The 26,180-nt window shown below is 51.6% G+C and carries 23 protein-coding genes; 5 read left to right on the top strand and 18 right to left on the bottom strand.

Annotated features, from left to right (window positions below):
- Position 1 precedes the first annotated feature (1 nt).
- From IE076_RS19930 to IE076_RS19895, 8 genes are all read right to left on the bottom strand, one after another.
- Entirely contained in the window at positions 2 to 628 is a 627-nt protein-coding gene (locus tag IE076_RS19930; RefSeq protein WP_189438552.1) for a LysE family translocator, read from the bottom strand.
- Positions 629 to 769: 141 nt separating this feature from the next.
- Entirely contained in the window at positions 770 to 1,396 is a 627-nt protein-coding gene (locus tag IE076_RS19925; RefSeq protein ID WP_189438551.1) for a YrbL family protein, read from the bottom strand.
- Between the two features lie 110 nt (positions 1,397 to 1,506).
- A complete protein-coding gene (locus tag IE076_RS19920; RefSeq protein WP_189438550.1) occupies positions 1,507 to 2,136 on the bottom strand; it encodes a CoA transferase subunit B in 630 nt (209 codons plus the stop codon).
- Positions 2,137 to 2,151: 15 nt separating this feature from the next.
- Positions 2,152 to 2,847 carry a CoA transferase subunit A gene (locus IE076_RS19915; protein ID WP_189438549.1) on the bottom strand — a complete coding sequence of 232 codons (696 nt, stop codon included), beginning with the start codon at positions 2,845 to 2,847 and terminating at the stop codon, positions 2,152 to 2,154.
- Positions 2,848 to 3,149: 302 nt separating this feature from the next.
- The gene (locus tag IE076_RS19910) at positions 3,150 to 3,971 is read right to left on the bottom strand and encodes an ABC transporter permease (protein ID WP_189438548.1); all 822 of its coding nucleotides are present in this window, start codon (positions 3,969 to 3,971) and stop codon (positions 3,150 to 3,152) included.
- Positions 3,971 to 4,972: an ABC transporter permease gene (locus IE076_RS19905; RefSeq protein WP_189438547.1), complete on the bottom strand. Its 1,002-nt coding sequence runs from the start codon at positions 4,970 to 4,972 to the stop codon at positions 3,971 to 3,973. Before IE076_RS19905 ends, IE076_RS19910 begins: the two co-directional genes overlap by 1 nt.
- Before the next feature lie 10 nt (positions 4,973 to 4,982).
- Positions 4,983 to 6,131: an ABC transporter ATP-binding protein gene (locus IE076_RS19900; RefSeq protein WP_209009321.1), complete on the bottom strand. Its 1,149-nt coding sequence runs from the start codon at positions 6,129 to 6,131 to the stop codon at positions 4,983 to 4,985.
- A 96-nt stretch (positions 6,132 to 6,227) separates the two neighbouring features.
- Positions 6,228 to 7,283 (bottom strand): polyamine ABC transporter substrate-binding protein, encoded by a 1,056-nt coding sequence (locus IE076_RS19895; protein ID WP_371871519.1) that lies wholly within the window; start codon positions 7,281 to 7,283, stop codon positions 6,228 to 6,230.
- A gap of 649 nt (positions 7,284 to 7,932) precedes the next feature.
- On the opposite strand from IE076_RS19895, the gene IE076_RS19890 reads away from it, so the two are divergent.
- Together IE076_RS19890 and IE076_RS19885 are read left to right on the top strand one after the other, a co-directional pair.
- Positions 7,933 to 9,333 carry a glutamine synthetase family protein gene (locus IE076_RS19890; protein ID WP_189438545.1) on the top strand — a complete coding sequence of 467 codons (1,401 nt, stop codon included), beginning with the start codon at positions 7,933 to 7,935 and terminating at the stop codon, positions 9,331 to 9,333.
- Between the two features lie 451 nt (positions 9,334 to 9,784).
- Positions 9,785 to 11,068: a GGDEF domain-containing response regulator gene (locus tag IE076_RS19885; RefSeq protein ID WP_189438544.1), complete on the top strand. Its 1,284-nt coding sequence runs from the start codon at positions 9,785 to 9,787 to the stop codon at positions 11,066 to 11,068.
- Positions 11,069 to 11,088: 20 nt separating this feature from the next.
- Here IE076_RS19885 and IE076_RS19880 read toward each other — a convergent pair whose 3' ends face one another.
- The 3 genes from IE076_RS19880 to IE076_RS19870 all read right to left on the bottom strand — a co-directional run bounded on the left by IE076_RS19880 (position 11,089) and on the right by IE076_RS19870 (position 15,307).
- On the bottom strand, positions 11,089 to 11,841 hold the full coding sequence (locus tag IE076_RS19880; RefSeq protein WP_189438543.1) for an SDR family oxidoreductase: 753 nt from the start codon (positions 11,839 to 11,841) through the stop codon (positions 11,089 to 11,091).
- 29 nt (positions 11,842 to 11,870) lie between these two features.
- A complete protein-coding gene (locus tag IE076_RS19875; RefSeq protein ID WP_189438542.1) occupies positions 11,871 to 13,349 on the bottom strand; it encodes an aldehyde dehydrogenase family protein in 1,479 nt (492 codons plus the stop codon).
- Between the two features lie 89 nt (positions 13,350 to 13,438).
- Positions 13,439 to 15,307, bottom strand: a complete 1,869-nt coding sequence (locus IE076_RS19870; RefSeq protein ID WP_209009317.1) for an ABC transporter ATP-binding protein — start codon at positions 15,305 to 15,307, stop codon at positions 13,439 to 13,441.
- A 249-nt stretch (positions 15,308 to 15,556) separates the two neighbouring features.
- Here IE076_RS19870 and IE076_RS19865 point away from each other — a divergent pair, with 249 nt between their 5' ends.
- Complete coding sequence (locus IE076_RS19865) at positions 15,557 to 16,765, top strand: TsoY family (seleno)protein (protein WP_189438541.1); 1,209 nt, start codon at positions 15,557 to 15,559, stop codon at positions 16,763 to 16,765.
- A 91-nt stretch (positions 16,766 to 16,856) separates the two neighbouring features.
- Here the strand turns inward: IE076_RS19865 and IE076_RS19860 are convergent, their stop codons facing one another.
- From IE076_RS19860 to IE076_RS19835, 6 genes are all read right to left on the bottom strand, one after another.
- Positions 16,857 to 17,387, bottom strand: coding sequence for a DUF934 domain-containing protein (locus IE076_RS19860; RefSeq protein ID WP_189438540.1), 531 nt, complete (start codon positions 17,385 to 17,387; stop codon positions 16,857 to 16,859).
- Positions 17,388 to 17,394: 7 nt separating this feature from the next.
- Positions 17,395 to 18,138: a phosphoadenylyl-sulfate reductase gene (locus IE076_RS19855; protein WP_189438539.1), complete on the bottom strand. Its 744-nt coding sequence runs from the start codon at positions 18,136 to 18,138 to the stop codon at positions 17,395 to 17,397.
- A complete protein-coding gene (locus IE076_RS19850; protein WP_189438538.1) occupies positions 18,128 to 19,783 on the bottom strand; it encodes a nitrite/sulfite reductase in 1,656 nt (551 codons plus the stop codon). The genes IE076_RS19855 and IE076_RS19850 overlap by 11 nt, the downstream gene beginning before the upstream one ends.
- A 26-nt stretch (positions 19,784 to 19,809) precedes the next feature.
- The gene (locus tag IE076_RS19845) at positions 19,810 to 20,115 is read right to left on the bottom strand and encodes a DUF2849 domain-containing protein (protein ID WP_189438537.1); all 306 of its coding nucleotides are present in this window, start codon (positions 20,113 to 20,115) and stop codon (positions 19,810 to 19,812) included.
- 11 nt (positions 20,116 to 20,126) lie between these two features.
- On the bottom strand, positions 20,127 to 21,596 hold the full coding sequence (cysG, locus tag IE076_RS19840) for a siroheme synthase CysG (protein ID WP_209009315.1): 1,470 nt from the start codon (positions 21,594 to 21,596) through the stop codon (positions 20,127 to 20,129).
- 464 nt (positions 21,597 to 22,060) lie between these two features.
- The gene (locus IE076_RS19835; RefSeq protein ID WP_189438535.1) at positions 22,061 to 22,966 is read right to left on the bottom strand and encodes a LysR substrate-binding domain-containing protein; all 906 of its coding nucleotides are present in this window, start codon (positions 22,964 to 22,966) and stop codon (positions 22,061 to 22,063) included.
- A gap of 98 nt (positions 22,967 to 23,064) precedes the next feature.
- On the opposite strand from IE076_RS19835, the gene IE076_RS19830 reads away from it, so the two are divergent.
- Positions 23,065 to 23,256, top strand: a complete 192-nt coding sequence (locus tag IE076_RS19830; RefSeq protein ID WP_189438534.1) for a hypothetical protein — start codon at positions 23,065 to 23,067, stop codon at positions 23,254 to 23,256.
- Positions 23,257 to 23,403: 147 nt separating this feature from the next.
- Here the strand turns inward: IE076_RS19830 and IE076_RS19825 are convergent, their stop codons facing one another.
- Positions 23,404 to 23,694: a hypothetical protein gene (locus IE076_RS19825; RefSeq protein WP_189438533.1), complete on the bottom strand. Its 291-nt coding sequence runs from the start codon at positions 23,692 to 23,694 to the stop codon at positions 23,404 to 23,406.
- A gap of 547 nt (positions 23,695 to 24,241) precedes the next feature.
- On the opposite strand from IE076_RS19825, the gene IE076_RS19820 reads away from it, so the two are divergent.
- On the top strand, positions 24,242 to 25,936 hold the full coding sequence (locus IE076_RS19820; RefSeq protein WP_189438532.1) for an L-lactate permease: 1,695 nt from the start codon (positions 24,242 to 24,244) through the stop codon (positions 25,934 to 25,936).
- The last annotated feature ends 244 nt before the right edge of the window (positions 25,937 to 26,180 follow it).

The following is a 26,180-nucleotide window of genomic DNA, read 5'->3' as shown; positions in this document are numbered from 1 at the left end:
GTTATCTCGTGGCTGCTGCCAGCTTTAGCGCCATGCCAACGAAGACAGCGGATGCGATGCGGTTCATGACCTTTTGAGCCTTCACTGATTTGCTCAAACGCTCTCCAATCGTTCCGGCAGCAAACGCGATGCTGCCGAATACCAAGATAGCCGACAGAATGAACACAGCGCCTAACGTGAAGAACTGCGGCATCAAAGGGCCGTGGGCCGGATTGATAAACTGCGGGAAAAACGACAGAAAGAAGATCGCAACCTTTGGGTTGGTTATGTTCATGATCACGCCACGACGGTACAGCGGAATCAACGAAGACTGATCAACCTTGTCTTGCTTTAGTGGCTCAGGCTTCGCCCTGAAAGCTCCCCATGCGAGATAAAGCAGATAACCGACGCCCAACACCTTCACAGCAGTAAATGCCATCTCAGATGCCTGGAAAATTGCAGTCACACCAAGGGCAACTGCCGTTGTGTGAAAGATGAGACCAGTACAAAGCCCAAGCGTCACTGCAATCCCTGCCATACGACCAGACACTGCGGACTGTGTCAGCACAAAGATGTTGTCTGGGCCCGGAGCCAGCGCCAACAAAACAGTAACGGTGAAGAAACCGGCAAGTACGTCTATTGGGATCACATAGAGCTCCTCAGTTAGACCTTAATTATTTATACTAAGGGAGATAACAGGTAAGAAAAGCTGCTTCAAGTTTTTAAGCAGGCCGTTAGCTCTGCAAATGTGGCATCAGCCACCAAAGACCAAGCCATACTGAAAGGAAAGCTATTCTTCTACTCCCCTCCAGTGGATCTTCGAAAGCTCATAATCAACGCAATAGGTTTTCAAAACATTATATGACGTTAGTTTCCGATGCGATAATTGTCGGAACATCTTAATGAAAATCCTGAACCGATTATACCGTAGAGCGTTCGGATGTCCGGAGCCATCAATTAAGAAGTATCGAATCTGTCCTCCCTTCAACCTCTGGACGCATATGTTCCAAGGTGACAAATCCGTAACAAGAACAGCATCTTTTAGAAGACGATGCTTGAAAGCACGTAGTTCTCTCTCGTGCCGTTCCTTCTCTACGTCATTATGCTGCTTGCACATTTCAGAATATAAGGTTCTGGAAGTCTTTCCTGTTTCCTCGTCTCGAACCAAGTCAAATACCGTACCAAGCCCTCTACTTGTCACAACAACTCCATGATAAGATGCAATTGCCCCGAAACGCTGCTGTCGTCGTGTTTTCTTAAGGTATTCAAAATAAACGATCTCAGCTAATGTAGCCGCCCCACCTTCACCTCCATGATTTTTTTCAACTTTGATGCATCGATCGTGAAATTCCGGATGTACGTACACTTCTCGTAGTGCACCTGCAGCGATGAATTGATCTTGATTTAGAACGATCATTCGCTTTCCGCCTTTTTTTAGGGAGCTGTTACCAAGTGCTCTTATCAAACACAAACAAAAAGGGAGAGCACATTGCCCTCCCTCTACGTCCTAAGAAGTATTAAGTTAAATCAGTCTACCAGATTTGCTTCGGTTTTTTCTTTGATCTCGTCCATCGTTACACCATCGGCCATTTCGACGACCTTCAGACCACCATCAACAACGTCGAACACTCCGAGGTTGGTGATGATGCGGTCTACGCATTTTACGCCGGTGAGTGGTAGGGCGCATTTGTGGAGGAGCTTTTTATCGCCGCGTTTGTTGGTGTGGTCCATAATAATGACAACGCGCTTGACGCCTGCCACAAGGTCCATTGCGCCGCCCATGCCCTTGACCATCTTGCCGGGGATCATCCAGTTGGCGAGATCGCCTTCTTCGGAGACTTCCATTGCGCCGAGAATAGACAAGTCAATGTGGCCGCCGCGGATCATTCCAAAGCTGTCAGCAGAAGAGAAGTAGCTGGTGCGGTCAAGCTCGGTGATGGTCTGCTTGCCAGCGTTAATCAGGTCGGCATCCACTTCGTCTTCGGTTGGGAACGGGCCCATGCCGAGCATGCCGTTTTCAGACTGAAGAGCTACATTCATGCCATCGGGAATGTAGTTGGCAACCAGTGTCGGGATGCCAATGCCAAGGTTCACGTAGAAACCATCTTTCAGTTCTTTTGCCGCACGGGCGGCCATTTCGTCACGATTCCAAGCCATGATATATGCCCTCCCTTAAGCTTCGCGGATGGTGCGCTGTTCGATGCGCTTTTCGAATGAGCCGGCAACGATCCGGTCAACAAAGATACCTGGAGTGTGAATCTGATCCGGATCCAGTTCGCCGATCTCTACGAGCTCTTCAACCTCAACAACAGTGGTCTTACCTGCGGTTGCCATCATCGGGTTGAAATTGCGTGCCGTTTTACGGAAGATCAGGTTGCCTTCCTTGTCGGCTTTCCAGGCTTTTACCAGCGACACATCAGATACCAGACCGGTTTCCATGATGTAGGTTTCACCGTTGAAGTCTTTGTGTTCTTTGCCTTCAGCAATCAGGGTGCCAACGCCGGTTTTGGTGTAAAAACCCGGGATACCTGCACCGCCGGCACGGATGCGTTCAGCAAGAGTGCCCTGCGGATTGAACTCCAACTCAAGGTCACCGTCCAGATATTGGCGCTCGAAGGTCGCGTTCTCGCCAACGTAAGAAGACACCATCTTCTTGATCTGGCGGGTTTGCAACAAGAGGCCCAGACCGAAGTCGTCAACGCCTGCATTGTTGGAGATGGCGGTCAGGTCTTTTGCACCTGAATCCCGCAGCGCAATAATCAGATTTTCCGGAATGCCACAGAGACCAAACCCACCTGCCATGACGGTCATGCCATCAAAGGTAAGCCCCTCCAAAGCAGCGGCAGCGCTTGGATAAACTTTATTCATTGTATACTCCCAATACATGACTTGGCAGAACTCGCGCTTCTCATTCCCCAAAACGCAAGCAATACTACATTTTCATGCTGGCATTGGGATATTGGTCCTCCATTTGGACCAGCACCCTGCCTTCCCTACTAGGGAAAATATGTATAGCGATCTCATCGTTGATAGACCGGTTTTATGTCCTCGCCAAGTGCTCTTTATGCGGAGAGCGACTATTTGTTGAGATGGAGATCACAAAGCCCGGAGGAATGAATGTTTGCAGCACACAATCTCACTATTGGGTATCCCCACAGGGTGAAATCTTTTCAAAGGTGCGCTGCTGCGAGTCGCTCCTCCTCCATACGCTTAAGCCTTTGCCGTTTGGTAAGCACAGAAGCTAAAATGACACCAACTGTCATCAGCAGGATCAGTATGGTGCTAATGGCGTTGATCTCAGGTGTTCCGCCCAGTTTGACTTGCCCATAAATTCGCATTGGCAAAGTAGTAGTTTCAGGGCCAGCGTTGAAGCTTGCGATCACCAGATCATTCAATGAAAGCGTGAATGCCAGCATCCAGCCTGCCAGAATGCCCGGAAGGATCTGGGGTAACGTGATATGGAAGAAGGTGCGGACGGGCGGGCATCCCAAATCCATGGCGGCCTCCTCCAGAGAGCGGTCAAATTCAGAGAGCCGCGATTGCACAATGACTGTCACGTAGCACATGGAAAATGTGGTGTGCGCGATCATGATGGTCCAGAAGCCCTGGTTCTGATCCATGGCCACGAACAGGAGTACTAAGGATAGTCCGAGGATGACTTCAGGCATGACCAGAGGTGCGTAGATCATCCCTGAAAAAAGTGAACGTCCAAAGAAGCGTCCTTGTCGAGCCAAGACCAGAGCCGCCAGGGTTCCAAGAACGGTCGCCAGCGTGGCAGAAGTGAGGCCGATCCGGAGCGTGATCCAGACTGCCTGCATGAGTTGCTCGTTTTGCAACATCCCACCATACCATCTGGTTGAGAACCCGGACCAAACCGTCGCCAACTGAGCGTCATTGAACGAGAAAACAATCAAGATGACAATGGGCAGGTAAAGGAAACTGAAGCCCACAACGAGTGATGTAATGTTGAACCAGCTTGGTCTTGACAGCATCACGTCTCCTCCTCGCTGCGGCGGGTTTCATGACGCTGGAACAGCAGGATTGGGATGATTAGCACTGCCAGTAAGACAATGGTAATAGCCGAGGCAATGGGCCAATCTCTGTGCGAGAAGAATTCGACCCAGAGGGTCTGACCAATCATCTGCGTTGATGAGCCTCCCAAAAGGTCTGGAATGATAAACTCCCCCATAACCGGGATGAAGACAAGCAGGCAGCCTGCGATCAGGCCCGGCTTTGCAAGTGGCACAGTTACATACCAGAAGGTCTTCCATGGCGGGCATCCGAGATCCTCAGCAGCCTCGGTCAGTGTGGTATCCAGCCTCTCTAAAGCTGAATAGAGCGGGAGGACCATGAAGGGCAGGTATGTGTAGATGATACCGACATAGACAGCGCCGCTGGTATTGAGCAGAAACAATGGTTCATTGATCAGACCAACGGACAATAACGCCTGATTGAGCAGGCCATCTGTCCTTAGGATACCGATCCATGCATAGGCTCGGATCAGAAAGCTTGTCCAGAAGGGCAAGATGACCATCATCACCAATATGGGCTGCCAGCTTCTTGGTGCTCGTGCCATACCATAGGCGATTGGGAAGCCGACAAGCACCGTCAGTAGTGTTGATAAGAATGCGATACGCAAACTCGATAGATAGGCTTGCCAATAAAGTGCCTCTTCTACCAGCCTTACATAATTGCTGAGCGACCAGTGCTGCACAGCCTCCCAGAGGCCTGCAACACCCCTGCCCCACTCAATGACTGGCAGATAAGGAGGAACTGCGACCGTGACTTCGTCCAGAGATACCATAGCCACAATGACAAACGGGATGAGGAAGAACAGCAGGAGCCAGACGTATGGCACACAGATGAGCGCGAAGCGGCCCCAAGTTCCGGTTGGGTTGGTTGGCGTGTTTTCGGGGGCCTCGGGTTCGTGGCGCGGTGCCGGCGCAGGTTCGGTTCTGGTGAGGCCGACGGATGAGAGGTTATGGTCTATCATTTGCCACACCTCACGCTAACAGGATCACGCCGGCATCACTGTCCCATGACAGCCAAACCTGATCCTCCCAAGTGATTGGTCGTTGCACCAGCCGCGTTGTGTTGGCAACGATTGCCCGGAGTGTTTCAGTCTCAGCCACCTTGACGTGATAGATTGATACGTCACCCATGTAAGCGATATCCCAAACCTCGCCACGGATGGCATTGATGTCGGTTTGCTCTGGTTTATCAAGTGAGATCCGCATCTTTTCTGGACGGATGGCAAGGGCTGCATGGTCTCCGACCTCAGCAGGTGTTGGATAGTGCACATCCAGATGATCGCCTAAAACCGACGAATAGAGCTGAACTTCGTCGTCCTGTTTCTTGCTGATCTGCCCATCCAGGACATTGATATCACCGAGAAACTCCGCAACAAAGCGGGAGTTGGGTTGCTCGTAAATTTCGCCGGGCGTCGCGTTCTGCATGATCTTGCCCATGTGCATCAGTGAGATGCGGTCCGCCACGGTCATGGCCTCTTCCTGATCATGTGTAACGATCAGGAATGTGATTTTCAGTTGTTCCTGCAGGTTGATCAGCTCCAGCTGGGTTTCTTCGCGGAGCTTTTTCTCTAGTGCAGCCAGAGGCTCATCAAGGAGAAGAACTTTCGGCCGTTTGGCAAGAGATCTGGCGAGAGCAACACGCTGACGCTGCCCGTCGGTGAGTTGGTGCGGTCTGCGCTTAGCGAAGCCTTCCAGTCTGACCAGAGCAAGCATGTCATAGACACGGTCTTTGATCTCACGGGAGGGCAAGCCATCCATTTCCAAGCCAAATGCAATGTTCTTTGTAACACTCATATGGGGGAACAAGGCGTAGGATTGGAACATCATGTTCATTGGGCGCTTGTAGGGCGGCACTCCGGATAGGTCCTGCCCTTGCAGATAGATCTGCCCTTCTGAGGGAACCTCAAATCCAGCAAGCATTCTTATGAGGGTGGTTTTGCCGCAACCTGACCCGCCCAGCAGCGCGTGGAACTCTCGCTCATAGATTTTAAGGGAAAGGTCATCTACGGCAACGACCCTGCCAAATCGCTTGGTGACATTACAAAATTCGATAAAGGGTTGCTCACTCGGGTTGTCCCAAGGCGAAAAGGCGCGACGAACAGGACCGAGCGGTTTCTTCACCAGTACTCCTATCCTTTATCTAAGCCCAGATTAGAACGCGGGCTTAGGTGGGGTTAAATCTCACAGATCCCCCCTTCTGTTCTCGCTGGTATGCCCTTAGTGCGCTGATTTTACCGTTGTAAATGCACGGTTCATGAGGCGCTGTGCGAGGAGCGGCTTTACACTGATGGTGTATAAGCGCTGCTTTACTTCATCGGGCGGATAGATATTTGAATTTGACGTCACTTCCTCTTTGACCAAAACAGTCGCGTCCTTATTGCCGTTGGCGTAAAAGACGTAGTCGGACATCCGTGCAATTACCTCAGGGCGCATCAGGTAGTTGATGAACTCATAGGCCTCTTCAAGGTTTTCTGCATCTGCAGGAATTGCGATCTGGTCAAACCACATCTGTGCGCCTTCGTTGGGCAAGATGAAGGTGACTTCAACACCCTTGCCCACCTCAACCGCGCGGTTCTTTGCCTGCAATATGTCGCCTGACCACCCATAGGCGAGACAGATCTCACCGGTTGCCAGGGCGCCTACGAATTCAGAGTTGTGAAACTTCCGGATATGCGGACGAATTGTTTCCAGCAATACACCGGCTTTCCGAATGTCTTCAGGACTGTTGGAGTTGGGGCTTAAGCCGAGATAATGCATGGCAACCGGGAACATTTCTTCCGGCTCATCCATCACATAGACGCCGCACCCGGCAATCTTTGCAAGCTCTTCCACGTTAAAGAGCAGTTCCCAACTGCCGATTGGAGCCTCGGGGTTGAGGGACCGCACCTGATCTTCGTTCACACCATAGCCAGACGTGCCCCACATGTAGTTGACCGAGAACTCATTGCCGGGGTCGTATACTGTGACACGTTCTTGCAGGAGCGGATCCATATGTTTGAGATTAGGGAGTTTGCTTTTGTCGAGCTTCTGATAAACGCCTGCTTGTATCTGCCGTTGGAGATAGGTGGCGCTGGGGACGACCACATCATAACCGGTTTTGCCGGTCAGCAGTTTTGTTTCCAGAACTTCATTGGAGTCATAGGTATCATAGTTTACGGAGATGCCGGTCTCCTCTTCGAAGTCGGTGAGAACCTGCATGTCGATATAATCGGACCAGTTGTATACGTTTACAACGCGGTCTTCAGCGAGAGCGTCAGACAGCGAGAGCGCCATAGCGGCAGCTCCTGACACTAAAACCAAGCTTCTCATCCTCAAACACTCCAATATCAAATACAGGGGTTCGAAGCACACTTGCGCACCAGATTCCTGCATTTAGCCGCATGGTACATCCTTGTGCGGATGGATTAATTTCGACCTACATTCCAAATCGGCATTTTATAGGAATGCCGTAGATCCCCTATAAATTAAGGGGTCATTGATGACATGGGCTTCAGATCCCCGCTCTAACCCTTTTGGGGACTGTTTGAGGGGCGTGTTCATTAGAAATGTCGGGTTAGTTGCCGGTATAGGTGCACAATTGTGAGTCAGTGCTGCAGCGGATATAGCGCAACTCATGAAACAGAAGTCTTTTCAATGTGATAGCTCTTCATAAGTCCACTTTCATCATCTGAACCGAGGATTGCGGCGCGTTTTGAGGCTGGTGGATTTCGGGCTCAGAGGGCGAAATCAAGGAGAAGTTCGTGGATGGTCTGCTTAAAGTTCTACCAAACAGCTGAGTATCCGAGTTGTGTTCACTTCTGCTAAACTACGTCTACAACCAAAAGAAAACTGGGCGCTTTTTAGCAGCTGTAAAGAGCTGAAATGTTATTTCACTCACGAACGATTGCCTTACGAGCTGGGCAGCAACCCTATTGGAAGTCCTATGAGTTCTGAGAATTATCCAGAAGATGAAACAGCGCCCAACATGCGCGGTGTGAGCAACCTTGAGGAAGCACGCACCTGGCTGCAAGCCCGTAACATTGGCGATATCGAATGCGTTGTGCCTGACATTGCCGGAGTTCCGCGCGGCAAGATGATGCCGACAAACAAGTTCTTCAGCAGCAATACGCTGACGATGCCGTCGTCCATCTTTGCCCAGACCATTTCAGGCGATTACCCTGCAAATGATGAGCGCTTTCAATATAGCCCAACGGATGGCGACCTTTATTTTCAGCCCGATTATTCGACGCTGACGGTGGTGCCGTGGGAAACCGACCCGACAGCGCAGCTTATCCATGATGCCTTCACCAAGGAAGGTAAGCCCTTTCCGGTTGCTCCACGCAATGTTTTGAAGCGTGTTCTTGAGCTTTACGATGCTGAGGGCTGGAATCCGATTATCGCACCGGAAGTGGAGTTTTATCTGGTCAAACCGAATACTGATCCTGACTATCCGCTGGAACCGCCTATTGGCCGTTCTGGTCGCCCCGAGGTTGGCAGGCAATCCTATTCGATTTCCGCTCTCAATGAGTTTGATGAGTTGATCGACGACATCTACGATCTTTCAGAGGCGCAAGGCCTGGAGATCGACACGCTTATTCATGAAGAGGGCGCTGCGCAGATGGAGATCAATCTGCGCCACGGGCATCCTCTGGAGCTCGCGGATCAGGCCTTCATGTTCAAACGCACCATCCGCGAGGCTGCGCTGAGGCACGGGATATATGCGACCTTCATGGCAAAAGCGATGTCGTCTCAACCGGGTTCGTCGATGCATATCCACCAGTCCATCGTGGACAGAGCTACCGGCAAGAACATCTTTACCGGCGCGGACAACGACGCCACCCCTGCCTTCTTTCATTTCATCGGCGGGCACCAGCATTATCTGCCTGCCCTGATGCCGATTATGGCCCCCTACGTGAACTCTTATCGGCGGAGCGCACGCAACAGCGGATCACCGAGTAATCTGTTTTGGGGCTATGACAACCGAACTGTTGGTCTACGCGTCCCAAACTCTTCACCCGAGGCGCGGCGTCTGGAGAACCGTGTTCCGGGCTCTGATGCAAACCCTTACCTTGTGATCGCTGCGAGCCTTGCAGCTGGGTATCTGGGCATCAAGAAAGGGATTGAGCCAGATAACCCACGGGACACAGATAACAGCGAAATCATGAGTAGGCTGCCTCGTACGCTGCTTCATGCGGTTGATGAGTTCGAGGAGCAAGAGGATCTGATGAACATCTTTGGCGAGCAGTTTATTGCGACCTATCGTGCCATTAAACTAGAAGAGTATGAGACCTTTATGTCGGTCATCAGCGCGTGGGAGCGCGAATATCTGCTGATGAACGTCTAAATCTGGTTCCGGTGGGTGTGGTTTGCGCGAGAACCTGTGGATACCACACTCATTGAGTGTAAAATAAAGCACCAGCAATCCAAGATTTTTGCGTCTACTGCACGCCCCGTTACAACACTACTACTGATGGTATACTTACGGGACACTCCAACTTACATCCCGCCTATAAACTCCTTCCAATATAGACGGTTCATCTTTTGATAGAGACATTACTGAATATAATGAATTAGGAAGTTTTACCTATACATTTTTACCACTAGAGGGTGATTAATCACATGCGGCACTCCTCTTAATATAAATTTTAATTTTATTTAACTTTAATGCAATTTTGTTTTTAATTTTAAGTGTATTTCAAATACTGTTTATTAGAACCGCTATTCTAGGATATCAATAGCGCTCGATGGATTGCAGGCGCAATTTTATCGCACTTACCGGTTTTTGAGGACAGCACATGCCAGATCAGAAAAAGAGCATTCTTCTTGTTGAAGACGCCAATTTCTTTGCGCGCATTACGGTGAGCGAAATTGAACGTGCCGGTCCTTACCATGTGACAACAGTCAAAACCTACGCTCAGGCCAAGGAGATCCTTGATGAAGGAAAGTTGAAGCCTTTCCTTGCTCTCGTTGATCTGACGCTTCCAGATGCTCCTGATGGCGAGGTTGTGGACCTGACAATTGACGCTGGCCTGCCGACCATCGTGTTCTCCGGACGCTTTGACCAGCGCACTCGCCGGTCGATCCTTAAGAAGGGCATCGTGGATTATGTGCTCAAGGATTCGCCCGCAAGCCTTGGTTATCTAGGTGGCTTAGTGAACCGGGTTGATCGGAACTTCAGCACCAAGGTTTTGCTTATCGATGATTCCTCAAAAGCGCGGGCGTTCTTAAAAAAACGACTGCAACTTTATTGCCTCAACGTACTCACCGCGACTTCAGGTCAGAATGTGCTTGAGGTGCTGCAGCAACATCCAGATATCAAGTTGCTGATCATTGATGACTCACTACCGGGCGCCTCCGGCTTTGAGATGATAACGCAAATTCGTCGGACACATAGCGCCAACACTTTGGCAGTTATCGGGATATCATCCAAAGACGATCCAGCCCTTACAGCAAAGTTCCTCAAGTCCGGGGCCAACGACTTTCTGAAGAAGAGCTGTACGCCTGAAGAGTTGCTGTTACGGGTTTCGCAAAACCTCAACCAGCTGGACCGCATTGCGGAGCTGACTGAGATGGCGCACCGGGATCCGATGACGGGTTTGTTCAACCGCCGTCATCTTTACGACGTGGTCGACAAGCTTCACGGAAGTCAGGCCCAAGCTGGTAGGGAGATGCGATATGCCATGATCGACATTGATCGCTTCAAGCAGATCAATGACAAGTTTGGCCATGAAACTGGAGATAACCTAATTATCTCCGTTGCTCATCGCATTTCGGATCTCCTGCCCTGCAACGGGGTTGCCATTCGTATTGGTGGAGATGAGTTTTGCGTTGCTCTGCCGGATACTGACGAGCCAACTGCAAAGCAATTTCTCTCTGAGCTGAGAAGTTCCATGCCAGTGACTGACCCCGGCAATGACGAGCATACGTTTGCGCCTACGATCAGCGTCGGCCTGTCTTCCGGTAGCGAAGATACGCTGGTCAGTGCTCTCAGGGTCGCGGACCGTTGTTTGTACCGGGCCAAGAAATCCGGTCGCAACCGCGTTGTAACCTCATCAGCCATGACCATCGACGTGGATTAATCCCGCGGCTCCGAAAGCCATCAGATTGTCCTTCCTCCATCGACTTCCAACGCAACTCCCGTAATGAACTGTGCTTCCTCCGAGGCGAGCCAGAGTGCTGCGCTGGCAACATCTTCCGGCTTTGATAGGCGTCCGAGCGGAATGCTATCGCGAAACTGTTGGCGTTTTTCCGGTGTATCCTCGCCCATGAAGAGTTCCAGCATACCGGTTTCGCCAGCAACGGGGCACAGGGCATTGACCCGGATGTTCTGGGGGGCAAGTTCCACGGCCATGGATTTGGTTGCCGTGATCACCCAACCCTTGGAGGCGTTGTACCAGGTGAGACCCGGACGGGGTCGGATGCCTGCTGTTGAGGCGGTGTTGATGATGACACCCCCACCCTGTTTTTCCAGCTCGGGAAGAACTTCAAGCGTCGTCAGGTAGATCGCCTTTGCATTGACCTCGAGAATTCGGTCAAAGTTATTTTCATCGACCTGTGCCATTGGGCAGTTGCGATGGGTGTAGCCAGCGTTGTTGACCACAATATCAACGCGCCCGGTTCTCTCCATCGCGTGGGCAACCATGGCTTTGACATCCGAGCGCACGGTGACGTCTGTTTCTATGGCGTAGGCACTGTCACCAATGTCCTCTGCAAGGTTTTGTGCTGCAACGCCGTTCAGGTCAGCGATGATCACCGCAGCCCCTTCTTGCGCGTACTTTCGTGCGATGCCTTCCCCAAAGCCCGCAGCTCCACCCGTAATTATTGCTGTTTTTCCTTCCAATCGTCCTGACACGCTATTCCTCCCGCATCTGTCAGTCCGCTTTATGCGTGACTAACAACAATGGTTTTCAGAACAGAGAATTCTTTAAGGGCTTCAAAGCCTTTTTCTCTGCCGTGGCCTGATTTTTTAACCCCGCCAAACGGGAGTTCAACGCCCCCTCCAGCGCCGTAGGTATTTACAAAGACCTGACCGGAGCGAAGGGCTTTGGCAACACGGGTTGCTCTGGAGATATCGTGGGTCCAGACCCCTGCTACAAGCCCATAGGCGGTGGCATTTGCGAGGTGGATCGCTTCTTCCTCTGTGCGGAATGGTATCAGAGAGAGGACCGGACCAAAAACTTCGTCCTGTGCAAGCGGGTGTTCGACCGGAACCGGGCCATAGACTTTTGCGGTTGTGTAGTAGCCTTCTACGGGTGCGTCCGGGGCTATGGTGCCTTCACCAAGAAGTGGGATGCCGTCTGCTTCTGCCTGCTCACAGAAGGCGTTTACGCGGCGCAGCTGGCTTGCGTTGATCAAGGGGCCCAGATCTCTGTCGTCCTTGTAGGGGCCTGCGACGGCACTTCGGAAGCCGGTTCTGAGCTTATCGATTGCCTCATCCCAGAGGCTTTGATGCACCAGAACACGAGATCCCGCGGAACAGGTCTGGCCGCCGTTCATTAACAGGCAGTCCTGAATGACTGGCAGTGCCTTGTCCAGGTTGGCATCTTCAAAGACAATTTGCGGTGACTTGCCGCCGAGCTCCAGTGTGCAGCCGATGTGATTGCGGGCGGCGGCGGACTGAATCATGGACCCTACATCCGGAGAGCCCGTGAAGGTGATGAAATCCACTTCCGGATTGAAGGAGAGCGCGGCTCCTGCTTCTTCTCCCAGACCAGTCAGGATGTTAAGCACTCCGGGTGGGAAGCCAGCTTCCAGTGCGAGGTTGGCGGTTTCGATCACCGATAAGCACGCGTCTTCGGCGGGTTTGACCACCAGCGTATTGCCCATGGCCAAGGCAGCTCCCGCAACACGGGCGAAGATTTGCATGGGGTAGTTCCACGGCACGATGGAAGCAACCACGCCGTGGGGTTCACGAACGGTCATTGCAAGGTGGTCAGTGGCGATTGGGAGGGTGTCTCCGGTGACCTTGTCAGCTGCCCCGCCATAAAAGCGGAAGTACTGGGCCGCAGTATCTATATCGCCGTAGCCCTGACTGAGCGGTTTGCCGGTGTCGCGGGCTTCAAGCTCAGCAAGGCGGTCCCGGTTTTGAGTAATCAGCTCTGCAAGGCGGTGCAAACGCTCTCCGCGCTGGCCGGCGGACAGGCTGGACCACTCGGAGGAGCCAAGTGCTGCTCTGGCGGCAGAAACGGCTCTTCCCACATCAGCCGCGCTGCAACGAGGAATCGTTGCAAAGGGCAATCCGGTGCTTGGGCAGATCATTTCAATGGTTTCACCAGAGGATCCATCACACTGCAAACCATTGATAAGAGCTCGATATTTCTTCAGCTCCCTCGAACTAAGTGTTGTGCCAAACTCTGTCATGCTGCCCTCCCCAGATGAAAAGCATTGTGATGGTCCTTCAAACGCTAGATCATCAAAGAGGGCAGCGCAATTCTCTTCTTACCGGGATCTTACTGCGCAGCAGTTGGCGTCAGCTCCGTTTCTGCGGTTTTTACTCCATAGAATTGATTGTGCCACAACTCCGCATAGAGACCACCTTTTCCCAGTAATTCTGCATGAGTGCCGGTTTCGGTGATCTGTCCTTTGTCCATCACAATCAGGCGATCCATTCTTGCCACAGTCGTCAGGCGGTGGGCGATGGCCAGAGTTGTTTTGTCCTTCATCACGTCATTCAGAATCTCCTGAATGTCCGCATCCAGTTTGGTATCGAGCGCCGATGTTGCTTCATCCAGAATCAGAATTGGCGGGTTTTTCAGGAAAACGCGGGCCAAGGCAATACGCTGGCGTTGGCCACCGGAGAGTTTGATGCCACGCTCGCCTACGAACGCCTCAAAGCCTCGGCGGCCTTTGTTGTCTACCAGTGCTTCGATAAACTCCAAAGCGTGCGCTCTTCGGGCAGCGGCGCGCACCTCTTCCATGGTGGCTTCGTCGCTTCCCAGCGAGATGTTGTCGAATATGGATCTATGAAACAGCGATGTATCCTGTGTCACCAATCCAATTTCCGAGCGCAGAGATTCCTGCGTTACGTTGCGCAGGTTCTGATGGTCAATGTTGATTGCTCCGCCCTCAACATCGTACATGCGCAGAAGCAAATTCACGACGGTGGACTTGCCTGCGCCTGAATGTCCAACAATACCAACCTTCTCTCCCGGATGAAGTGTGAAGTTCAAGTCCTTCACAATGGCGGTTTGCTGGCCGTATGCGAAGTTGACGTTCTTGAACTCAATCAAGCCTTTGTTGAATTGAAAGTCCTTGGCATCGCTGTCGTCAACAAGGCCGAGCGAGTGCTCCATCGTTCTGGCGGTGGACTTGAATGATCCATAAGAGCGGAACAGGCCGGTCAATTGAGCAAAGATTTCAAGGAGTTTGCTTTCCAGACGAATAGCAAAGCCTAGAACGATCGCGACCTCCCCTGTGGTAATGGCCTGTTGGTACCACAGAACGAGGCTGAGTCCGGTGAATGTAGCAAGCCCACACGCCCCAATGACAGCAACAAGCATTCGCGATGTCACCACCGTGGTACGAAACTGGATCATCGCCACTCGGAAACCTCTGAGTTGATCCGTGAACTGGCCATTGGCGCGTTCGTTGCCTTGAAAAAGCTTCACAGTCTGAATGTTGGAGTAAACATCGACGACCGATCCGTTCACTGCATGGGCGATGTCTGAGGCTGATTTCGATGCATCGCGAATGATTGGCACACGGACATACGCAAGAACAGCGAATAGCCCGATCCAGAGCAGCATGACGACTCCAAGGTACCAATGCAGCCATGACAATGCGATCAGCAGTGATCCGGCGAAGAAGACATTCGGGACAACAACACCGATCCCCGCCCAGAACATCTCTGCAACTTCACGACCACCCACAAACGTTTTGCTGGCCAGATTCCCCGCAAACTCCTTTTGAAAAAACGTCATGTCCTGCTTGAGCAGCCGGTCGAAGAACGTCACCCGGGTCGCGGTAAGAATATTGACGTGCAGCGTGAGCGAAATCAGGACTTCATAAGCAATTGAAAACAAGGGCTTTGCTAAAAGAAACGCGATTGCAGCCCCTGCGATTAGCCACATATTCTGCTGCCAGAAAAGCTCGGGACCGCTTGCTTCCAACTGATCGATCAGGAAGCCGACAAATGAGAGCAGCGAGACCGTGAGGATGGTCTCAACCAGCACCACCAGCAGAAGAACAAGCGTGTGCTTTGGAAAGATGAACAGGAGCGACCACAGCTGTTGCAGATGCGTCTTGCCCTCCCATTCCATGTGATTTTTGGCGAATGGATCAACCCGATTGGATGCCCACTTATAGAATGCATGCAGCAAAATTGGCTCCGGGAAAACAAAAAGAGAACGCTTAGGGTATCCGCTCGATGCTCCTGTGAAAACCCAAAAAATTTCAAATAATTAAATCTCAAATCTGAGCCAAAGCAGAGTTTCCGCGACCAGTTTGTTTAGAAGGTTCCCGTTCTATTTCAATGCGCTATTTTAATATTAGATCATCCTAATTTTCATATCTTGTTATTTTAGAGTTATCTAATATAATGAACTTGACTCTGAAAAAGGATTAGCCCAATGCGTTATCTTTCTAATTTAGGTGAGCGGTATTCGCCTCTGTACTTCCTGTCCGCTGTTGGTGCAGGCGGGCTTGCTATCAGCTTCTTTATGTATCTCATGTGGATGACCCCACATAAAGGCTCTCCAATTGCCAGCTTTGACTCGCTAATGCAGGCGTTCAGCACTGGTTCCTTGGCCATGCAAGCTGTGATCGTTGTGGCAACGCTTGGGATTCTCTTCTTCTCTCTAATACATTTCCGGTTGTTATTCTGGAACTTTTCAGAGTACGGAAAATGGAAGAACACCAAGGTTTTCAAAGGCTTTCAAACCTCCAATGCGGAAAGTCAGCTGATGACTATTCCGCTGGCGTTGGCCATGACGGTCAATGTCAGCTTCATTGCTGGTGCGGTGTTTGTTCCGGGGCTTTGGGAGGTCCGCGAGATGCTGTTCCCCCTCTCACTGCTGGCATTGACGGCCATCGGTGTGTTCGGTTTTCGCATCTATCTGAGTTTTATCTCCCGCGTGCTGACAGAGGGCGGTTATGACTGCGCGAAGAACAACAGCCTGGGTCAGATGCTCTCCGTGTTTGCTTTTGCGATGATCGGCGTCGGGTTTTCCGCACCAGCGGCCATGAGCCATACGAAGGTGATCGCGGCCATTGGTATTGCAGGGAGTATCTTCTTTCTTGGCGCCGCGATTGTGATGGGAACGATCAAGCTGATCCTTGGTTTCCGTTCCATGATGGAACACAAGGCAGCGGGTGAAACCACGCCAACCCTTTGGATCATCATCCCGTTTTTGACTGTGATCGGCATCGCTATCTACCGCATCAAGATGAGCCTTGCCCATAACTTTGATGCGCCTGTGACTGCTGGGGGCGTCTATGTGTTCCTGATTAGCCTGTTTGCAGTCCAGATCCTGTTTGGCTTGATCGGCTGGTCAGTCATGAAGCGGGTTGGTTATTATGATCGCTGGATCGCGGGTTCGGAAAAGTCTCCCGGTTCTTACGCCTTGGTTTGCCCCGGTGTAGGCCTGTTCGTGTTCGGCAACTTTGTGATCAATGCGGGTTTGGTGAAGCTCGGGGTCGTTGGCTCCATGTCCTTTGCCTACTTCGCGCTCTATGCCCCATTGATCGTGGTGCAGATTGCGACTGTCTGGCTGTTCCTGAAGCTCAATAACAAGCTGCTGTCTGCGTCCAGCCAATTGCAGGCGCAACCGGCAGAATAAGCAAAAGGCGGGTCATTGACCCGCCTTTTCTCGCTTGTTTTCCGTAACTTACCCAGAGTGCCCGCAGGCCCTGTCAGGAGGTACGCAGTCGTCAGACTGGACGTCGCTGCCATGGCCTTGTTCCTGCTGGCGCTTCTTTTCGTGCAAAGACCGGCTGGGTGTAGGCAGTGACTTGGTTGAGGTTGCCAGTTTCCAGATCTGCCCTCAAACGCGGGTTGTCTAGCGCGAAGCTGGTGATGCCGACGCGCATCATAAAGCCGATCTGGTCCAGAATGAACGGACCAACCGCGCGGACCTCGCCACCGTAGTGTAATCCGTCTCTCAGGATGCGTGCGGCGGAGAAGCCACGGCCATCCGAAAAGCTTGGAAAGTCGACTGCGATCAACTCAAGCGCTTCAAGGTGATCCGTCAGATCCTCAGCTTTTTCACCCGCGCGAAGCACAACGCCCAAAGACAGGTTTGTCTTCTTAAGGTCCTGTTCTTCTTTTAGAAAACGCTCCAGTGAGAAGATCAACTTGCCTTCTTTCGGCAGAGGGTCCTCATCTGCAATGTAGCTCCAGTCGTCAGGGACGATCTTACCGCCCTTGTAAACCTCATGGGTCTTTTTGAGTTCTTCTGTCATTTTAACCTCAGATGCTTTGGGCTGCGCCGCCCTTGGACGCACTTGAGAAATGAATTCCACATTCAGTTTTGTTCTGACCACGCCAGCGACCTGCACGTACGTCTTCACCCGGAGCAACCTTGTCAGTACACGGCATACAGCCGATGGATGGATACCCCTCCGCAACCAACGGATGTGGTGGCAGGCCGTTATCCTTTGCGTATTGAAGGACTTCGGCTGCTGACCAGTTGGCCAGCGGGTTCACTTTGACACGGCCTTCCTCGACCTCAAAATGCTCCAAAGTGGCGCGCGTGCTGGCCTGATGGCGCTTGCGGCCAGAGATCCAGGCCTCGAACCCTTGCAGACCTTTCGCGAGAGGGAGCACCTTGCGGATATGACAGCAGGTGTCTGGATCAGTCGCCCAGAGTGAGCCCTTGGGGTCCTGTTTAGCTACGTTTTCCGGCTCTGGTGTGAGCGTGCGCACATCCAAAAGGCCAAGCTGTTCAGCCAGTTCGTCACGATAGCGGCGGGTTTCGCCAAACAGTTTGCCGGTATCGACAAACAGAACGGGTGTGCGTGCATCGATCTGGGAGACCATATGCAGCAGAACTGAACTGTCGGCACCAAACGAGGACACCAGAGCAATCTCGCCGGCGAACTGCTCGCTGAGCGCATGCTCCAGAATCTGCTGTGCGGATCGCTCGGAATACATCCGGTTTAGCAGCTTCACCTGCGCCCCTAGTGAGGCGTTATGTGGTTGATTATGCGCCATAAAGAGCGTCCTTAAATGGCTGATCACCCAAGCGGCGGTAAGCGTCGATGAAGCTTTCGTCCTCATCCAGGCGATTTGCCAGATAGGTATCTACAACAGTTTCAACGGCATCGGTGATCTCTGCTTCCGGGAAGCCGCGACCAATGATTTTGCCGATGGATGTGTTCTGATCCGCAGAACCACCCAATGTAATTTGATAGAGCTCTTCGCCTTTGCGGTCTACACCCAGAATGCCGATGTGACCGACATGGTGGTGACCACAGGCGTTGATGCAGCCAGAGATTTTCAGCTTCAGATCGCCGATCTCATTCTGGCGCTTAACCTCTTCAAACCGCTTGGATATTTCCTGCGCGACCGGGATCGAGCGGGCGTTCGCCAGCGCACAGTAATCCAGCCCAGGACATGCGATCATGTCGGTGATCAGACCGGCATTTGCCTCTGCCAGACCATTGGCCTTCAGGATCTTGAAGACGGTGGGGACATCCTGCAGCTTTACGTGTGGTAGAACGAGGTTCTGCTCATGTGTAACACGCAGCTCATCATAGCCAAACCGTTCTGCCAAATCAGCAATAACGTCCATCTGGTCCGCCGTTGCATCCCCTGGTGCTCCACCGATCGGTTTCAGCGAGATTGTGACAGATGTGTAGCCTTCTGCCTTGTGGGCATTCAGGTTGCGGCTTGTAAACAGCGCCAGATCACGGTTTTCGCGCTTGGCGGCTTCAAGCTCCATGCTGATCTTTGGCAGGGCTTCGAAAGATGGTGGCGCAAAGTATTCGTTGATACGAACGACTTCTTCATGCGGCAGGTTGAGGATACCGTCTTTGGTAGCCTCGAACTCTTTTTCGATGTCCTGCTTCAGCTCTTCGAGACCGGTTTCATGCACCAGAATCTTGATACGCGCCTTGTACTTGTTATCGCGGCGGCCATAGCGGTTATAGACGCGTAAGATCGCTTCGCTGTAAGCCAGCAAATCATTTTCCGGTAGAAAATCCCGTACCTTACGGCCAACCATAGGCGTGCGACCTAAGCCACCACCCACGTAGACCACAAAGCCGACTTCCCCGTTTTCATTGCGGGTCAGCTGCAGACCGATGTCGTGCACCTGCACGGCAGCGCGGTCTTCATCAGCGCCGGTGATCGCGATCTTGAATTTGCGCGGCAGGAACAGGAACTCAGGATGCAGGGAGGACCATTGACGCAGAATCTCGGCGTAAACGCGTGGGTCTGCGAATTCGTCAGCGGCTGCGCCGGCAAACTGGTCGGAGGTTACGTTGCGGATACAGTTGCCGGACGTCTGGATGGCGTGCATCTCTACGTCGGCGAGTTCGCGCAGGATCTTTGGGGTGTCAGAGAGCTTTGGCCAGTTGAACTGGATGTTCTGACGGGTTGTGAAGTGGCCGTAGCCTCTGTCGTAAGTCCTTGCAATATGAGCAAGTTTACGCATCTGGGTGCCATTGAGCGTGCCGTATGGAATGGCAACGCGTAACATGTAGGCGTGTAGCTGCAGGTAAAGGCCATTCATCAGGCGGAGCGGCTTGAATTCGTCTTCGGTCAGCTCGCCAGACATGCGGCGGCGCACCTGATCCTCGAACTGGGTCACGCGCTGATTGACAAAGTCACGATCAAATTCGTCGTAGCGATACATTAAAATACTCCAGAATTTAAAAGGACTTACGCCGAGCGCAGGTGCTGTTCAGCCTGCTTGCCGAGATCAAGGCGCGTGGTGGGGCCTTGCGCACGAATGCGTTCTTTCAGGCTCTTAGGTTGCAAGTGGCCGTCTTTTAGTTCCAGATCAATCGCGTAGGTGCCAAGAACGTATTGCTTGTCTTCACCGGATTTTGCGAATTCCAGAGCTTTGGCCATGTCTTCATCAGAGTTGAGGATCCATGCGGCCTCGACAAACTCGACCCAATCTCCGTTGTGGCCGAGCCAGACGACATCCCCATCGACCAGTCTGTTGGCGGTAATAGTTTTCATCCGGGGTCTCCCTAGGCTGCGACAACAGCCGGTAAACGTTCGTATTTGTATGGACTTAGTGGGAGCGAGCGCGACTGGTCTGCGTGGGCCACTGCCTTACCGATGACGATAAGTGTGGGTCCGGTGACGCTGTCATGCTGCTCGAAGTCGCAAAGATCTTGCAGGTTGCCTGCAAAATTGCGTTCTTTTGTCTGGGCTGCGTTCTCAATGGCCATGACCGGCGTGGATAAGTCCATCCCCGCTTTGACAAGCAGGTTAGCAACTTTCCCCGCCACCGTGCGGCCCATGTAAACGGCGGTTGTTGATCCATTCAGGGCGAGATCCGCCCAATCGGGGAGAACATCTCCGTGCTGGTTGTGTCCTGTGGCAAAGACCAGTGACGAGGAAACACCCCGTAATGTCAGCGGTATTTGTGCACTGGCAGCAGCAGCGAAGGCTGCGGTGACACCGGGCACAATGTCAAAGTCGACATCATGTTCACGTAGCGCAGCGATCTCCTCGCCAGCCCGTCCAAACACCATCGGGTCCCCTGCTTTGAGGCGAACAACCCGTTTGCCGGACTTGGCGGCGGCGACCAATAACTGGTTGATTTGGGTTTGCGTTGAACTGTGCGTTCCTTTGCGTTTTCCAACGCTGATACGCGTTGCATCGCGACGACCCATGTTGACCACAGCATCTGGCACCAACGCGTCGTAGAAGATCACATCAGCTTCCTGCAGAACACGCTGCGCGCGCAAGGTCAGCAGGTCCTCGGCTCCGGGGCCAGCGCCCACGAGCCAGACGTATCCGCGCTGGTCCTGCTCACTGTTCAGCAAGCGATGCGCTTCGGTCAGGGCCTTTTGTGTCTCACCAGCAAAAGTGTTCGCAGCGACAGAACCTGAAAAGAATTCAGCCCAAAAGCGACGACGTGCACTTCCCGAAGGCATCAGCTTGCCAACTGTCGCACGGAAGCCTTCTGCCAGCCTTGCCAGCTGACCAGCTTCGCGTGGCAACAAAGCTTCGACCTGCGCTCGGATGTGGCGAGCATAAACAGGGCCTACGCCTGTTGAGGTGATTGCAACGGCAACAGGTGCGCGATTGACCATCGCACCGGTGTAAAAATCACAAAGCTCAGGACGGTCCACTGCGTTTACCGGAATGCCTTTTTCGCGGGCTGCTTCCACGACCTGGCGGTCCAGCTCTTCTTCGTCATTGGCTGCAAACACAAGGACTGCGCCATCCAGATAAGCCGGGTTGAATGCGTTGAGCATGAAGACGCCGTCTGCATCGGCGACCGCTTCTGCCAAAGCTGCACTTGGGCGCTCCTGGCTAACGACACGGATGTGCGCTTTGGTTTGCGCCAGTAGCCTTACTTTCGCAGCAGCTTCATCACCGCAGCCAACAACAACAACCATTTTGCCTTCAACCTTGTGGAAGGTTGGAAAGACAGCGAGTTTATTGTTCTCGTCCTGCTGTGTGTTGAAGCTCTCTACCAAAGCCATTGCGCTCTCCGGTCGTTTAGGGATCATTTGTCATGGAGCGCATCCTTAGGGAAAACGCTTCATTGCCGGTGAGTGTACAGAGGGGAACTATCCGAAGCTCGGTATGGCATTCCAAAGCTGAGTGGCGGGTTAGAAAAGATTTTTTCCTAGCACGCAAACTGGGAAACGGCGCCCAGACCGAAATATCAGCGCATGTGAAACACCATTCTACATTTACGGCAAATAGAGATCGCCCAAGCGCTCGACTTTGCTGCCTGACCTACAGAATGAGAAAAAAAATCTATGCGCATTGTGTCCCACTGGGATCACCAGATACCAGTGCTGGAAACCTGCTGGTTTCGATGAACTCGCCATTTGAGGAATCTGGTTCTTCGTGTCTACCCTGCTGTTTCTATGAACTGTATCTGGAGTGCGCAGGCAAGCAAAACCACCCTAGCTTACTTTAATAAAACTTCCAAAAAGGATTAGGCAGCACAGCAAGCTTTGTCTTTTGCCATTTCGCTCAGTATCCAGTCTCGGAACAGCTTTATTTTCCGGTTGTTTTTCTGCGTTTCACGATAAACAAGCCAAAGCGGATTTTCAGCCGTGCACTTTAATTCAAAGGGTTGAATAAGAAGGCCGTCACGCAACGCGCTGGAATGAAACAACGGCGTCAGAATAGCTACACCATGTCCTGCAATCGCGATATTTCCATCAACAGCTTGCGTCCCCATTTGGGAAACAGGTTGCTTTGAGAAATCGGGGTCTTTCACGCCAGCTGCTTCAAACCAATTTCTCCACCAAGGATCCCCCATATCAATGAGGGGAAGCTTCAGCAGGTCTTCCGGTTTGTTCACGCCGCCAATGCTCTCGGCAAGCCTTGGACTTAACATGGGGGTATAAGTAACTTCCGCCAGTTTGTGTGAGCATAACCCCGGCACATCTCTAGCACCATTCCTGATCCCCATGTCGATATCAGAGGATGCAAAGTCGACAATAGCGCCAGAAGTTTCCAACTGAACGGCCAACTTGGGGTTTGCCATCTGGAACGCTCCAATACGCAACGAGAGCCAATTCATGGCAAACGTGGGAACCACACTTAACTTGAGTGTCCCGTCCTCGGTTCCCTGTACTGCCGAAAAGCCAGTACGAATGGACTGGAAAGCCTCACCTGCTACTGCCGCAAGTTGAGCGCCCGCATCCGTTAAGACAACCTGTCGTCCCACCCGGTTGAACAAGGGTTTGCCCGTGCGATCTTCCAGCACTTTTATCTGGTAGCTCACAGCGGCTTGCGTCATCCCCAGCTCCTCCGCAGCGCGGGTGAAATTGGAATGTCTCGCAGCAGCTTCAAAGGCGCGCAGAGCGTTGAGTGGAGGCAGGCTGTTCGGCATTTATAATAAATTCTCCTTATGTACTCATCCCTATATTCGATTGGACTGTAAATGCAAGCTCCGGCATTAATCACCCCAACAACAAACGGAGAAAAATCATGGTAGACTTTACCGCCGAAGTTCGAAAAATCGAAAATAAACCCAATATTTTCAACGGCCTAATTAAAGCACTTGGAAACTTACTCCAATCAGGAGAACGCGTGAGTGAACGTTTGGATGCGCATGACCTGCCACCACATTTACAAAGGGATATCGGGGTGGATTTAGAGTCAAGATCATCTATCAGGTGAGCAAGGATAAGGTTGTCATATGGTTCTTATCACCCCTTGTCTTCTCCCAAGTCATCCCAAATTGGCGGAGCAAGCTGTGCCACGCCGGACGCGCCGACTGCAAAGAGCAGGTTAATTTTCAGAGATCGCTCTTTGCTCGGCCAATCTTCATTTATGTCTCAGATATCGATTGAGCTTGGTCCGTTTTGCTTCTGCTGCGGTCGCGATGTCCTCGGCTGTGAAGAGGCCTATTTCTATACATCTTTGGATCATGTGGGAGAGGTCACCAACCTCCGCTGCTAAGAGCTCTGCATTGGTGCGTTGGTTATCCGGTCCGGTTACAAGCGCGCCAAAGCGCAAGATCTTGCTGACTTGCTGTTGCACTTCAGCGCATTCTTCCATCAGAACAATCAGGAGCTCGCGTTCCAGCCCCTCTGGCAGTTTATTAGTATCCTGCAAGCTATTCTCCTGTCGTTTCTGTCATGCGGGACGAAGACTACTGTGTAGATCTGATATCAGAGACATAGCGCTGGTGACTATTATACATAATTGGAGTTGTTCACCCGATTGAAACGAGCGTCAAAGAGACCAATGATTAATCGAAGTTTCAGCCATGCCGGTCATTCGCTACAGTGCAGAGATCCAAGTCAACCATCTAGCCATTACTGACCCGGTTGGGCCATGGGCGGATATTCGGATGTTTCCATCAAGGGCTGAGTACAGCTCGGGTAAAGTAGTGCGCAATCTCTGAAATGAGATTTCTTTAATAATGAGTCCTCAATATGAGGCAACGACATCTCTACTTTTAAACTCGATCAATTAGCGGGGGGATTACCGTTTCATAGTCAGGTCATTGTGACAGAGTCATAAATACGACCATTTCGCCCACTAGTGCGACCTATTGCCTCTTCTTCCCCTAGGGCAATTGAAGTCCGTTTGACCCTAATCCCGATAGCATCGCCTTTGATGTACTGCCTGTATAAAGATATAACTGGAGAAATTCGAAATGACTCTTGGTATACAAGCATTACTTGCCGCAGTGCCTATATTATTGGCTGCCATAATGTTGTTGGGCTTTAGGCTACCAGCACGGGTAGCTATGCCGATTGTCTACATAGTTATTGCAGCCATAGCAATTGTCATTTGGCAAATGCCGGTTGATCTAGTTGTTGCGTCTACCCTGCAAGGTCTTGTTCTAACGGCAGAAATACTTCTTATAGTTTTTGGGGCCATCCTGCTTCTTAACACGCTGAAGCATTCGGGAGCGACCAAGATTATAAAGGACAGCTTATCTCACGTAAGTCCCGACAGACGAATTCAGGTCATTATTATTGCTTGGGCTTTTGGTACATTTATTGAGGGTGCTTCTGGTTTTGGGACACCAGCCGCAGTCGTTGCTCCACTAATGGTCGCATTGGGGTTTCCCGCTATGGCGGCGGTAATGCTTGGATTGATGGTTCAGTCTACGCCAGTATCTTTTGGTGCTGTTGGAACGCCTATTATTGTTGGAGTAAGCGGTGGTGTACAAGGGCCAGAAATTGATGCTCTACTGAGCTCATCCGGTTTAACAATGAGCGATTACCTACAGCTCGTTACCAATGATATTGTAATATTTCACGGCATCGCTGGTACGTTTATGCCCATTATCATGATTATGATGCTCACGCGTTTTTTTGGGAAAAACCAATCCTGGCTTGAAGGGTTATCCATATTTCCATTCGCAATACTAGGTGGCCTCGCGTTCACAATTCCCTATATCATTACAGGGTTTGTTTTAGGCCCTGAATTTCCTAGTCTTATTGGTGGTTTGGTCGCGCTTGGAATATTATATACAGCTGCCCGTGTGGGGTTCTGCGTTCCTAAAGATCATTGGGACTTCGCTCCGCGTACACAATGGCCAGCAGGCTGGTCAGGGGAATTGGAGAAGATAGTCGATAAGACCAGCAAAATGCCTGCAATGTCATTGTGGCGTGCTTGGGCTCCTTATCTTTTAATTCCCGTTTTCCTTGTAATCACTCGTCTGACTGAATTGCCAATCGGCACATGGCTCCAATCTCAGAGGATTGAATTCCAGAATATACTTGGGACCGACATTTCTGCCGGAAGTGCCCCTCTCTATCTGCCGTTTTCCGTGTTTATTCTTGTTATAGCCATTACATATTTCCTTCAAAGGATGAAACCATCCGACATCTTTGCATCCATCAATGAAAGCTCACGAATAATTTTGGGAGCTGGCTTTGTGTTGATATTTACCATTCCTATGGTTCGGATTTACGTCAATTCAGGTGCCAATGGACTTGGTCTCGAAAGTATGCCGTTAGCAATGGCAGACTGGGTATCAAATACGGTAGGTTTGGCCTGGCCGTTTTTCGCGCCAATCATCGGTGCCTTAGGGGCTTTTATTGCTGGTTCAAATACAGTTAGCAATCTTATGTTTTCTGCCTTCCAGTTTGGAGTTGCAGAAAAACTCGAGATATCGACAGTTACCATTTTGGCGTTACAGTCTGTTGGAGCCGCCGCTGGAAACATGATTGCAATACATAATGTTGTAGCCGCGTCTGCAACTGTCGGGCTGCTTGGCAAGGAAGGAGCTCTGCTTAGAAAGACAATATTGCCGACATTTTACTATCTTTTGGTCGCTGGCCTTTTAGGTCTATTCGTCGTCTTCTTTTTGGGACCATTAAATCCGGCCTCTATTTAACTCAAGAATGTCACCAAGCTGGATTTGTTCCCGCTGAGTGGCCCGTTGCAAAGAGTGGTCGTGATCATGTCCCGGCGAGCGCAAGGTGCAGTAAACCTGTTGCGCACACCAATTTTGTCAGCATTGTAGAGGACCGATCTAAAGTCGAGCCCTCGCCCTGACCGAGAATTTGCCTGTCAGGGTTGACTGTCCGGTATGGTCACTAATCGCCATGCATCACCCGCAAATGCCTATGCGCGGATGA

Origin of the sequence: Pseudovibrio japonicus (assembly GCF_014651595.1) — a bacterium.
Lineage (GTDB): Bacteria > Pseudomonadota > Alphaproteobacteria > Rhizobiales > Stappiaceae > Pseudovibrio > Pseudovibrio japonicus.
The sequence above is the reverse complement of the archived record's forward strand: the minus strand, read 5'-3'. Positions and strand labels throughout refer to the sequence as shown.